This window comes from Neorhizobium sp. JUb45, from assembly GCF_004343585.1.
GTDB lineage: Bacteria > Pseudomonadota > Alphaproteobacteria > Rhizobiales > Rhizobiaceae > Neorhizobium.
In genome coordinates, this window is record NZ_SLYW01000002.1 from 898,292 (window position 1) to 910,393 (window position 12,102).

The window sequence follows — 12,102 nt, forward strand, 5'->3', positions numbered from 1 at the left end:
AGGCTGGCCGGTAGAGCGCCGAGCGGAAGTCTTATTTATGCGCCACGAAATGATCGTACATGCCGACACAAATGACCAGCGCAAGCACGCCGAGTACAAACGGATTAATGGCGGTGACAAATTCAAGATAGTGCATGACGGTTTCTCCTCTTACCGCATGACAAGCTTACCTCAGGGAGGGGGTGCGGCATTGATCCGCCGCAAATGCTCCTCCCGGTCCACGCATCGCAGGGCGCAATGCGGTGCCGTCGGTCTCCTCAGCCCTTCAGCACACGGTTATGTTAGCAGATTTGATGACTGCCTGCCAGAGCGCGTGTTCGTGTGATTTTTCTTCGATGGTTTTCGACAGTGCCGATGGTCAGGATCGCTCAAGAAAGCGGGTCCACACTTGTTTTTCATCAAGGGCGCCAGACTGGAAAGGCGGCAGGCATGGTGAAATTTATGGTGATCGAGGGCGGCAAGGGCAGATTTGCTGCGAATGAAGCGGGCAGGGCCGGTCGGCCAACATCCGAGGATGTGCGCAAGGAGGCGGAACGGCGCATCCATGCCAGCGGTTACGACGACTGGCGGGTACGGGAACTGGCGACTGGTACGCCGATGCCAATCGAAATCCGCTATCTGCGCATGCAGATCGAGTATGCCGCACAGGCGATCGCGCGTTTTGTAAAGATCCCGGCCGATTTCGCCTCGGACAATTACTGGCCGGCGTGATCGAATGTCGAAGGAGAATTTAGAACGGCCTGCGTGATCTCGCGGCAGCAACGTGACGTCAATCGGTCGCCCGACCCCGTTCTAAAGCTAACGGCAGTCGCGTTCTGCGGCGCTTTTGCCAGAAGCGGCCGTATGCGTCCAGTGGCATTTCGAATCGCGATGCCTGCCGCATGTCTGAAAGGACAGGGGAAACCGCAGGATCACTGGAAGGCCCGCCTCGATGCGGTGATCGGTTCTTTCGGTGAGAGGTGGGTTTTACCACATGCAGCCGTTCTGTCCGCAAATCTTCACTTCGGCGGCTCTGTTATGCTCGAATGTGTGTCGATCTCACCGGTCCTGCCGGTCATCCATCGTTCGGTCGCAAAGACGGACACGAAGATGGCGAGGGTGATGAGCACAAGGATGGCGGCGGCGCGCGCGTGGTTGATTTCCATTCATCCTATATGGGATGCGCATGCGCGGTAACGAAGCGCCAATCGCAATTCTTTAAAATACGACGGCAGCGACTTCTTGTGAACACATTGAGCGTCTATGTGTTTGTATCGGCATTGCTGATGAGCACCGAAACTTTCGGAGTTCGCAATTGCCGCTGTCGCTTTTAGCCTTTGACCACGGATGTACTGGCACCGGTGTTCGAAGCGACGATGAGGAAGGTCGGTGCGGTTTCGCCCGGCCTTTTTTCATTTCCGGCGACCCGAAAGAAAATCATGAAAAAGACCGATGCGGCCCTGCTTCTCAAGAGAGCACAGCGACAGATCGCCAATACCAGCGCGGGCGGCCAGCTTGGCGGAACGAATAACGGCCAGGGCTACGACGCCAAGACCACAGGCGCGAACAACAACCGCGGCAGCAAAACGCGGCCAGCCGGCGGCAAGAAATAAGCACCCGTATGTGCCTGCAATGAAAGCCGCCTTCGGGCGGTTTTTTTATGGGCAGCAGGGCAGGTTCTTTTAATAGGGCGACTGTCGTCGGGAATGAATCCGGCTTGCAGCACGCCTGTAACGCACGATGTCTCGCATCGAGCGCCCCGAGAGGGGTATCTATTTGATTTTTATTGAGAAAATGTTGGAGGCCTCGCCGAGAATCGAACTCGGGTGCAAGGATTTGCAGTCCTCTGCGTCACCACTCCGCCACGAGGCCATCCGGTAGATAAAAGCGTGCGGTGAGGGGCGTTTAGAACGAATCTATGGGGCGCGCAAGCCCCTTCATTCTGAACATCCATCCTTTTTTCATGTTGCAGTCACGCGCGCCACCGGTTCGGCTTTGACGCAGGATTTTCGATATCTGCACCATTATGACACGCATCCCGGATTACTTTGCCTGTCAGCTGGTTCGCGTTGTGCGGTTGGCGGCCCGCACCGAAAACCGGTGGCGGCCCCGTGTTCGCATGTCCGCCCTCACGGGGTCATGGCGGCAATAGGTAGAATGTGAGTAAAAGAAAGAATAGTCTGCAGCGCCGGATAGGGCCGTGGCTTAGGTCTTCCCTTCGGTCCGCAGCATTTCGGCAATCATCGTGCCGAGCATGGTGTGCAGGTTTCTCGCGGTGCCGAGATCGAACCGCAGGCGGCTGGCAACCTCCACGATTGGCGATCCATTCAGGTCCATGATCGCCGAGCCAAGCGAAATATAGGCAATATTGTTGTGATGCCGACACTCGGTGATCATGTCGACGAACTTGACCGGTGAGCCATCATCACGCACCGACCAGAAATTATTGAGATGCGCTACTGTGTCTAAACTTTCGCGAAGGGCTGCGGCGTCTGGCATTTCTATCTCCTGAAAACATGACATCCTATCGCCATAAAGTTGAGTGGCCGTCCAGCGCATAGTGAATTTTACGTTAATGCCGACGGGGCGTGCCATCGCCGGGCTTTGTTACGGCGTGGCATATGCTTTTGCGCGCGACCGTCGGATCGAGGGTGGCGGTGGTGTTCAGGCACATTGGGCGAGTTTTTCTGCTCCGCCACGCACCATTGGCTTGAAAGCCGTCTGCACCGTCAGTAATACGGGGATCAGTTGGACCGCTTTTATGAGGCGCAGAAGCATGACCGATTACGAAAAAGCGCGGATCACCATGGTGGATAACCAGATCCGTACGACCGATGTGACGTCCCACTCGGTTCTCAAGGCGTTTCTCGCCGTTCCGCGTGAAGCTTTCGTGCCGGATGCCGTCAAGCCGATCTCCTATATCGACAATGACATTGAAGTGGCGTCGGGCCGTTATGTGCTGGCCGCTTCGCCTCTTGCCAAGCTTTTGCAGATGGCAGCCATCACCCGCGAAGATGCCGTGCTCGAGATCGGCTGTTGCACCGGCTACACGGCGGCCCTGCTTTCGCACCTGGCCGGCAGTGTAGTCACCATCGATAGCGACGCGGTGCTGGTAGAGCAGGCCAAGGCTTCGCTTGCCGGTTATGACAATGTCGAAGTGGCGGCCGGCGACATGGCAAAGGGCCATCATGCCGAAAGCCCCTATGACATGATCTTCATCAGCGGCGCTGTCGAAGAAGTGCCGGCGGCGCTGTTTGAACAGTTGCGCGATGGCGGTCGCCTGATCGCCGTTGTCGGCCACGGCAATTCTGCCTTCGCCACCCTGTTCACCAAGGAAAGCGGCGGTGTTTCTGCAACCCCGCAGTTCAACTCCTCCATCCGTCCGCTGCCGGGTTTCCTGAAGGCGAAAGAGTTCGTTTTCTGATCAATTGTCGGCGCGCAAGCGCTGAACAAATCTGTGCACGCGCAGCATGACTTGCCCGCCTTCGATTGTTTCGAGGCGGGCTTTCCCGTTAAAATGCCGGTGATTCGTCCTCGCGTAATCTGAGGCTCGGGATCGTGAACCGTCAGATCGGGGAAGAGTATGGCTCAGCCAAGCGTAGCGCGTGAACCCTCCATGGAAGAGATCCTGGCGTCCATTCGCCGGATCATCGAAAGCAACGAGCCTGTGGCCGAGGGTGCCACACCGCGCGACTTCGCCGATTATCGCGATGATGATCGCGTGACGGACGATGCCGGCGATATCGCTTTCGTGCCGGAAATGGCTGCGAACGATCCGGGTATCCCTGCTCACGAGACTGTGTCCGCCAGGCCCGCGCCGCAGGCCCTCGATTTCTCCGCCGAACCTTCCGCGCCTGCTCAACCGGTGCCGGAACGGTCGCTTTCGCTGGCCGACGTTGCCGCGCGCGTTCGCGCCGCGTCCGGTCGTGCGCCGGAAGTGCCGACTGAAACCCCTCGGGAAACCGTGAAGTCGGACGACCAGCCCGCCGCGCATGCACCGGTACAGACGGTTGCCTCGTCGGCACCGCGGCCTTTGCCGCGTCCCGTTCTGCCGCCCATTCCGGAACTCGGTGTTGCCGGTTTCAACCCGAATGAAGCTTCCGCCGAACCTGAAAGGATGCCTCGCATCGTGGAGTCTGCTGTCGAACCGACCATGCCGGAAATCACCTTTGCCGAGCCTGCGCCCGCATCCGAGCCCAAGGCGGAAAAGCCGTTTATCGAGCCGAAGGCCGAAAGCCTGCCGGCAAAGATCGAGGCAGCCGCCAACCTGATGTCGGCGGAAGCAGGCGCCCAGGTTGCCCGCTCGTTTGGCGAACTGGCCGACATGCTTGACGGTTTCAATCAGCAGTCTGTCGAGGAAATCGCGCAGGACATGCTGCGTCCGATGCTGCAGGAATGGCTGGACGACAATCTGCCGACGCTGGTCGAGCGTCTTGTGCGCGAGGAAATCGAGCGCGTGGCCCGCGGCCCGCGTCGTTAATCCGCCGCACCTGCCATTCAATATGGCCGCTCCGGTGACGGGGCGGCTTTTTTATTGACTATCGGTACCCCATCTCTTTAGAGCGGTTCATTGTTAAATGGAACCGGTTCTGCCGGAGCAGGTTTTCGTCGGGGCAGAGGCGATTGGCGAAGGGCATACCACCGGGTACGTGCGAGCCGATCGCCGCTGATCCCGGCGGAAAGATGCCCGGCCCTTACGGGTTGGCTGAAACGGGCCGGCTGATCGCATGGCCGGCTTGGCCGTATGCTTTGGCTACGACGCGCGCCGGCCATGCGACCATCCAACTCCGTTTGAGCCAACAGAACCGATTCCATTTAACAATGAACCGCTCTAACACCGCACCATCTCATTCATAAAAGAAAAACGGGTCAGGAAATGCTCGATAAAACCTTCGATTCCGCCGCCGTCGAACCAAAGATCGCAACCGCCTGGGACGAGGCGAATGCCTTTCGTGCCGGTGCCAATGCCAAGCCGGGCGCGGAAACCTTCACCATCGTCATCCCGCCGCCGAATGTCACCGGTTCGCTGCACATGGGCCATGCGCTCAACAACACGCTGCAGGACATCATGGTCCGCTTCGAGCGCATGCGCGGCAAGGACGTGTTGTGGCAGCCGGGTATGGACCATGCCGGCATCGCCACGCAGATGGTTGTCGAGCGCCAGTTGATGGAGCGCCAGCTGCCGGGGCGTCGCGAGATGGGCCGCGAGGCCTTTGTCGACAAGGTCTGGGAATGGAAGGAAGAATCAGGCGGCCTGATCTTCAACCAGCTGAAGCGTCTTGGCGCTTCCTGTGACTGGTCGCGCGAACGTTTCACCATGGATGAGGGGCTTTCCAAGGCCGTTCTCGAGGTTTTCGTCACGCTCTACAAACAGGGCCTGATCTATCGCGGCAAGCGTCTGGTCAACTGGGACCCGAAATTCGAGACGGCGATTTCCGATCTTGAAGTCGAATCCAAGGATGTCGACGGCCATATGTGGCACTTCAAATACCCGCTGGCCGGCGGCGAGACCTATACCTATGTCGAGAAGGACGCCGACGGTAATGTAACCCTGTCCGAGGAGCGCAATTATATCTCGATCGCCACCACGCGCCCGGAAACCATGCTGGGCGATGGCGCGGTTGCCGTTCATCCGTCCGACGAGCGTTATGCGCCGATCGTTGGAAAGTTCTGCGAAATCCCGGTTGGCCCGAAAGAACATCGCCGCCTGATCCCGATTATTGCTGACGAATATCCCGAGCCGGATTTCGGTTCGGGTGCGGTCAAGATCACCGGCGCGCATGATTTCAACGACTATCAGGTCGCCAAGCGCAACAGGATCCCGCTCTATCGTCTGATGGACACGACCGCATCCATGCGTGACGATGGCGAGGCTTATGCCGTTTACGCGGCCAAGGCGCTCGAAATCGCCAAGTCCGGCGAACTGCCAAGCGAAAGCGATGTCGACGAGATCAATCTCGTTCCGGAAGAATATCGCGGTCTCGACCGCATGGTCGCGCGTGCGAAAATCATCGAGGCTATCAATGCCGAAGGCCTTGCCGTCACGGTCAAGGATGCCGAAGACAACGATATTCCCTACGTCGAGAAGAAGAAGATCACGCAGCCGTTCGGCGACCGCTCCGGCGTCGTCATCGAGCCGATGCTGACCGACCAGTGGTTTGCCGACGCCAAGACGCTGGCCGAGCCGGCGATCGCCTCTGTTCGCGAAGGCCGCACCAACTTTGTCCCGAAGAACTGGGAAAAGACCTACTTTGAATGGATGGAAAACATCGAGCCGTGGTGCATCTCGCGCCAGCTCTGGTGGGGCCATCAGATCCCGGCCTGGTATGGCCCGGATGGCCAGTGCTTCGTCGAAAAATCAGAGGAAGAGGCGCTCGACGCCGCCGTTCAGCATTATCTGGCGCATGAAGGTCCGTGGAAGGCCTGGGTTCAGGAAAAGCTCGAAAACTACGAGCCGGGTTCGATCCTGACGCGCGACGAAGATGTTCTCGATACATGGTTCTCGTCGGCGCTTTGGCCGTTCTCGACGCTCGGCTGGCCGGATAACACGCCGGAACTGGCGCGTTATTACCCGACCAACACGCTCGTAACCGGTTTCGACATTATCTTCTTCTGGGTTGCCCGCATGATGATGATGGGCCTGCACTTCATGAAGGATGAAGAAGGCAATGCGGTCGAGCCGTTCAACACGGTTTATGTTCACGCGCTGGTTCGCGACAAGAACGGCCAGAAGATGTCTAAGTCCAAGGGCAACGTCATCGATCCGCTGGAACTGATCGACGAATACGGTGCCGATGCACTGCGCTTCACGCTGGCCATCATGGCGGCGCAGGGTCGTGACGTGAAACTGGACCCGGCCCGTATCGCTGGTTACCGCAATTTTGGCACCAAGCTGTGGAACGCGACGCGTTTTGCCGAGATGAACGGCGTCAAGCGCGATCCGCATTTCATTCCGGACGCCACGACGTTGACGATCAACCGCTGGATCCTGACCGAACTCGGCATCACCATCCGTGACGTCACCGAGGCGATCGAATCGCACCGCTTCAACGAGGCAGCATCTTCGCTCTACCGTTTTGTCTGGAACCAGTTCTGCGACTGGTATCTCGAGCTTCTGAAGCCCATTTTCATGGGCGAAGACGAAGCCGCCAAGAAGGAAGCGCAGGGTTGCGCCGCTTATGTTCTCGAAGAGATCTACAAGCTGCTGCACCCGTTCATGCCGTTCATGACGGAAGAGCTGTGGGCGCATACCGACAGCCGCGACAACTTGCTGTGCCACACGGACTGGCCGGCGCCGGAATTTGCCGATGCAACTGCGGCCGCCGAAATCAACTGGCTGGTCGATCTCGTTACCGGTCTGCGCTCGGCCCGTTCGGAAATGAACGTGCCGCCGTCGGCAACCGCTCCGCTGATCATGGTCGGTGCGAGCGAGCTGACACAGGGCCGCCTGCAGCGCCATGATGCCGCGATCCGTCGTCTGGCGCGTGTTGATGCCATTTCGCTGGCGGACGCGGCGCCGAAGGGCGCTGCACAGGTCGTGATCGGCGAGGCGACCGCCTGCCTGCCGCTTGGCAGCCTGATCGACTTTGCTGCGGAACGCGCACGGATCGAAAAGACGCTTGGCAAGGTCGATGCAGATATCGCCCGCGCCAAGGGCAAGCTGTCCAACGAGAAGTTTGTCGCCAATGCAGATCCGGAAGTGGTTGCAGCGGAACGCGAGCGTCTGGCCGAGCTTGAGATGCAGCGTGCGAGCCTGCTGACGGCGTTGCAGCGTTTGAACGAGGCTGACTGAGTCGGTTCAGCAACCCCTTGGTTTTGAGTGAAAAAAGGCGCGCTGCCAGGCAGCGCGCCTTTTGCGTTCCATGGAAGGCGTGAAATGAGCATTCTGTTGCCGCAATGACACGTCCACCTTTGGTTGCGTGAAATCATTCTAACGTAACAGGTGAAATTTGCTGAATGTTAAAACTAAATTCCGCAGAATGTGTCGATATGGCGCTCTGTTGAAAAGCTTACGTCAATTTTTGGGCGTAAGCGGCGATATTCCTAATGTCACGGAAAGTTGTTATTTGGCAGAGACTGCATCACACTGATTCCCATCACTTGCTGGGAGGAGCGGGTTCTCATGACGTTCAATAAAAAAACTGCCACGATCGTTCTTGCTGCCAGCGGTTTGCTGGCCGTGCAGGCACCTGCTTTTGCGAGCGGCCTTGAACGAGGTGGTTATAATATCGATTTGCTTTTCGATCCGTCTTCAGTGGCTGCGGAGACAACGGCTACCTTCGTTATGCCAAATCGTAAGGTTAAAAATGTCCGCGATACGGTCGCCGGCGATGGTCCGCTGAATACGCTCGGTTATTCCAACTCAGCCGATGAAACGGACGATTATTGGTCGCCGCGCATCGGTATCAAGGCTGGCATCGGCGATGCTGCTGACTGCATGTTCGATTACTCGCAGCCATTTGGTGCCCATACAAATCCGGGGGCACGTTGGGCTGGTGCCAACCAGAATATCGAAACGAAGGTCAATAGCCATAGTTACGCGCTGACCTGTTCCTATCGTTTTGATATGGGACCCGGACAGTTTCGCGTTATCGGCGGCGGCAACTATCTGAAGATGGACGGGTTCAAAGAGCGTCTCGTTGTCGCTCCGGAATTGTTCAGTCTGCCTCCTCTTTCGACGTTGGGCCTCTCTGGTTCAGGTGTTGGACGCCTCGACCTCGAGGGCGACGGCTGGGGTTGGCGGGCCGGTGTTGCCTACGAAATTCCCGAATACGCGTTGCGCGCGAGCTTGATGTATTACAGCGAAGTAAAGCTGGATGACATCACGGGAGCCGTAGACTTGAGGGGAGTGCCGGCTGCACTCGGAAGCCCCCTGCTTGGCAGCATTGTGCCCGGTGCTGGAACTGTCATCCCTGTGACCGGATCGACGGCGATGCCCGATTCGGTCGAATTGAAGGTTCAGTCTGGCATCGCGCCGGACTGGCTTGCCTTCGGTTCGGTCAAATGGGTCGACTGGAGCCAGCTCCAGACAATCCCGTTTTATGCCGCCAATGGCGCGCGGGTGACATCGCTTGATCTGGGGTACCAGGATGGCTGGACGATTACGGGAGGTATTGGCCACAAGTTCAACGATCAGTGGAGTGGCGCTGTCAGCCTGACTTGGGATCGCGGCACCTCGACCGGCTATATGGCTCAGACCGACACTTGGCTAGTCGGTGCAGGCGTATCCTACGCGCCGACAGAGCATGTCGAAATCAAGCTCGGTGGTGTGCTGGGTATCATGACCAGCGGCAGTTCCGGTCCCATTCAGATCAACGGCGCGACCTATGGCAACGAAGCAATCTATGACTTCGACAACGATCTTGTTGCCGCTGTTTCGACCTCGCTTAAAGTAAAGTTCTAAAACTGGGACTTATCGGTCTGAAAAGAATGAAAGGCTCGGCGCGTTGCCGGGCCTTTTTTATGTGAAAAAAATGCTGACAGATAATCGCGATCACTCGTATAAATGTGACGATTTGGCAACATCTGTCTGCGACGATCATCGTCAGCATCTTTGTGGTGGAATTTGTCCATTTCCCGCCACAAACAGAGCGCAGCGATAGTTGCAACGGAATTCACGGACCTCGGGGGCGGGGCTCGTAGTCGGGGAAACATGGGCGGTTATTCGAAAGAAATGCCATTGAATCAAGGCTTGCAGGCATCTGCGCGCCGTGGGGGCATTTTAATGCTTGCTAATGCGGTTCAGGGCCGCAGTCTTGCCGAAAACCATGATTATTGTTTTGCCGATCGAACAGCATTGCAGCTCCCCTGGAAGGTGCCGGTTGATGAAGACCGTAGCTATCCCGGGCAAAGGGGCCAGAGTGTGTATTGGAGTATCGGCATGAGCATGGGATGGGACTGTGGACCCGCTTTGGGTGCAGCCGCCGCTTTAAAGCAGCGCGGAATTTCGCTGCGTGCGAAAATCAGCACGGTGGAAGAAGTCTGACCCATGCTGAAGACTGATACACGCTCTCTGAGGGCTCTTTTCATCGGGCTCGTTCTTGCGTCGACGGCGGCAGTGCCGGCCTTCGCGTTCGACATCAATGCCGGCGTCAACAAGGAATCAGGTCCTTTCGATCTCTTCAAGTTCGGCTTCAAGGCCTACAAGAACGGTCAGAAGAAGGATGCTGTCGAAGCCTATCGTTATGCCGCCGAAAAGGGCCATACCGGCTCGCGCTGGGCGCTGGCCAACATGTATGCCTATGGCGACGGCGTGGTGCAGAACGATTTCGAGGCTTTCAAGATCTATAGCGATATCGCCAGCCAGGGCGTAGAGCCAGGCTCGGAAGATACCGGTTTCTTCGTCAATGCTCTGCTTTCGCTGGCCGGCTATTATCGCGAAGGGATTGCTGGAACGCCTGTGAAGGCCGACCTCTATCAGGCCCGCCAATTGTATTTCCAAGCCGCATCCGCATTCGGTGTGGCCGAGGCGCAGTTCCGGCTTGCCCGTATGATGCTGGCAGGCGAGGGCGGCCGTGCCGACGTGCAGCAGGCCAAGAAGTGGCTCAATCAGGCCCGCAAGAGCGGCCATGCCGGTGCCATGGCAGTGTTCGGCAATGTCCTCTTCGATGAAGGCCAGACACTGCGCGGCCTCGCTTTCATGACGGCAGCGCTTGATCGCTGCAGCAAGAAGGATTGCCCGTGGATGCAGCAGCTGCAGGAAGACGCGTTCTCCCTGTCCACGGAAAACGACCGCCGCAATGCCGTCGCCCTGGCTCAAAATCTTGAGCGCAGCGGCGACTGAGGCCTCTATTTTTCAGGAAATCCGTCCGCTTTTGCCTTTAATGGCCTATCAGCCGAAATCGAATTCGGCTGATACCGGCACGTGGTCGGAAGGTTTTTCCCAGGCGCGCGTGCTCTTCTCGATCGTTGTCGATTTCAGGCAGTCGCTGGCTTCCGGCGACAGAAGCAGATGGTCGATGCGGATGCCGTTATTCTTCTGCCAGGCGCCGGCCTGATAATCCCAGAACGTATAGAGTTTCACGGCATCGGTGGTAGCGCGCACGGCGTCTGTCAGGCCGAGCGCTTCGAGGCGTCGGAAAGCAGCGCGGGTCTGCGGCAGGAACAACGCGTCGGTGGCCCAGGCGGCCGGATCAAAACAGTCGTGCGGTTCGGGGATGACATTGTAGTCACCGGCCAGAATCAACGGCTCTTCCAGCTTCAGCAGATCGGCAGCGTGCAGACGCAGGCGCTCCATCCAGGCGAGCTTGTAAGGATATTTGACCGGATCGTCGGACGCGTTGCCGTTCGGCAGATAGATCGACGCGACGCGGATGGCCCCCGTTGGAACCGAAAACACCGCCTCGATGTAACGCGACTGCTCGTCGCCATCATCGCCGGGCAGGCCACGGATGACTTCGTCAGGCTTGATCTTGGACAGGATCGCGACGCCGTTGAAACCCTTCTGGCCATGGGTTTCGACGTGATAACCGAGCGCCTCGATTTCCAGACGCGGAAACCCTTCATCGACGGATTTGATTTCCTGAAGGCAGGCGATGTCAGGAGCAGATTCGGTCAGCCATGCGCGCAGGTTGTCGATACGTGCCTTGACTCCGTTGATGTTCCAGGTCGCGATTTTCATGGGCCAGATCTTCCTTCCGTTCGGGCCTTTTTATCGCAAGGCCCGCGCATTGGAAGGGAAAAGACTTTCAGAAGCCAGTCAGATGGCGAAACTCGTGCCGCATCCACAGCTTGCGACGGCATTCGGATTCTTGATCTGAAATGACTGGCCGAGCAGGTTGTCGACGAAATCGATCTCCGAACCGGCCATGTAGACGAGCGAAAGGCTGTCGACCAGCACCTTGGCGTCGCCCTTGGCGATCACGAAGTCGTCGTCCAGCTGATCTTCGACCAGATCGAACTTGTAGGAAAAGCCGGAACAGCCGCCGCCTTCCACGGAAACGCGCAGCGCCTGCTTGCCGGCATCGGCGCTGACGATCTGGGCGATGCGCTTGGCGGCTGCATCGGAAAGGGTGACATCGTTCTGCATTTCGGGCTCCTTCCGGATTAAAGGTCCGGCGAGATTGTCATCATCAGCATTACAGCTTGTTGCACTATAGGTATGAAGGGTTAAATGACACGTCA

12 protein-coding genes, 1 tRNA gene and 1 pseudogene are annotated in these 12,102 nt (G+C 57.8%); 8 read left to right on the top strand and 6 right to left on the bottom strand.

The window, feature by feature from the left end:
- The first annotated feature begins 429 nt into the window (after positions 1-429).
- Positions 430-711 (top strand): hypothetical protein, encoded by a 282-nt coding sequence (locus tag EDF70_RS11240; protein WP_132273391.1) that lies wholly within the window; start codon positions 430-432, stop codon positions 709-711.
- Positions 712-998: 287 nt separating this feature from the next.
- Here the strand turns inward: EDF70_RS11240 and EDF70_RS29985 are convergent, their stop codons facing one another.
- A complete protein-coding gene (locus tag EDF70_RS29985; RefSeq protein ID WP_165931991.1) occupies positions 999-1,145 on the bottom strand; it encodes a hypothetical protein in 147 nt (48 codons plus the stop codon).
- Positions 1,146-1,316: 171 nt separating this feature from the next.
- Between EDF70_RS29985 and EDF70_RS11245 the strand changes: the two genes are divergently transcribed.
- Positions 1,317-1,592 carry a hypothetical protein gene (locus tag EDF70_RS11245; protein ID WP_132273392.1) on the top strand — a complete coding sequence of 92 codons (276 nt, stop codon included), beginning with the start codon at positions 1,317-1,319 and terminating at the stop codon, positions 1,590-1,592.
- A gap of 185 nt (positions 1,593-1,777) precedes the next feature.
- Here the strand turns inward: EDF70_RS11245 and EDF70_RS11250 are convergent.
- Positions 1,778-1,851 (bottom strand) — tRNA-Cys (locus EDF70_RS11250).
- Between the two features lie 333 nt (positions 1,852-2,184).
- Positions 2,185-2,478, bottom strand: a complete 294-nt coding sequence (locus tag EDF70_RS11255; protein ID WP_132273393.1) for a hypothetical protein — start codon at positions 2,476-2,478, stop codon at positions 2,185-2,187.
- Between the two features lie 277 nt (positions 2,479-2,755).
- On the opposite strand from EDF70_RS11255, the gene EDF70_RS11260 reads away from it, so the two are divergent.
- Together EDF70_RS11260 and EDF70_RS11265 are read left to right on the top strand one after the other, a co-directional pair.
- Positions 2,756-3,403, top strand: coding sequence for a protein-L-isoaspartate O-methyltransferase (locus EDF70_RS11260; RefSeq protein WP_132273394.1), 648 nt, complete (start codon positions 2,756-2,758; stop codon positions 3,401-3,403).
- 159 nt (positions 3,404-3,562) lie between these two features.
- On the top strand, positions 3,563-4,459 hold the full coding sequence (locus tag EDF70_RS11265) for a DUF2497 domain-containing protein (protein WP_132273395.1): 897 nt from the start codon (positions 3,563-3,565) through the stop codon (positions 4,457-4,459).
- A gap of 58 nt (positions 4,460-4,517) precedes the next feature.
- On the opposite strand, the pseudogene EDF70_RS30320 reads toward EDF70_RS11265, so the two are convergent.
- Positions 4,518-4,760 (bottom strand): annotated as a pseudogene (locus EDF70_RS30320) (hypothetical protein).
- Between the two features lie 95 nt (positions 4,761-4,855).
- Between EDF70_RS30320 and EDF70_RS11270 the strand changes: the two are divergent.
- From EDF70_RS11270 to exoR, 4 genes are all read left to right on the top strand, one after another.
- Positions 4,856-7,771, top strand: coding sequence for a valine--tRNA ligase (locus EDF70_RS11270; RefSeq protein ID WP_132273396.1), 2,916 nt, complete (start codon positions 4,856-4,858; stop codon positions 7,769-7,771).
- A 330-nt stretch (positions 7,772-8,101) separates the two neighbouring features.
- Positions 8,102-9,382 carry an OmpP1/FadL family transporter gene (locus tag EDF70_RS11275; RefSeq protein ID WP_132273397.1) on the top strand — a complete coding sequence of 427 codons (1,281 nt, stop codon included), beginning with the start codon at positions 8,102-8,104 and terminating at the stop codon, positions 9,380-9,382.
- Between the two features lie 249 nt (positions 9,383-9,631).
- Complete coding sequence (locus EDF70_RS11280; RefSeq protein WP_132273398.1) at positions 9,632-9,964, top strand: hypothetical protein; 333 nt, start codon at positions 9,632-9,634, stop codon at positions 9,962-9,964.
- Between the two features lie 3 nt (positions 9,965-9,967).
- Complete coding sequence (gene exoR / locus EDF70_RS11285; protein WP_132273399.1) at positions 9,968-10,762, top strand: exopolysaccharide production regulator ExoR; 795 nt, start codon at positions 9,968-9,970, stop codon at positions 10,760-10,762.
- Positions 10,763-10,810: 48 nt separating this feature from the next.
- Here exoR and xth read toward each other — a convergent pair whose 3' ends face one another.
- Together xth and erpA are read right to left on the bottom strand one after the other, a co-directional pair.
- Positions 10,811-11,599: an exodeoxyribonuclease III gene (gene xth, locus EDF70_RS11290; protein WP_132273400.1), complete on the bottom strand. Its 789-nt coding sequence runs from the start codon at positions 11,597-11,599 to the stop codon at positions 10,811-10,813.
- 78 nt (positions 11,600-11,677) lie between these two features.
- On the bottom strand, positions 11,678-12,007 hold the full coding sequence (gene erpA / locus EDF70_RS11295; protein ID WP_132273401.1) for an iron-sulfur cluster insertion protein ErpA: 330 nt from the start codon (positions 12,005-12,007) through the stop codon (positions 11,678-11,680).
- Positions 12,008-12,102: the final 95 nt, after the last annotated feature.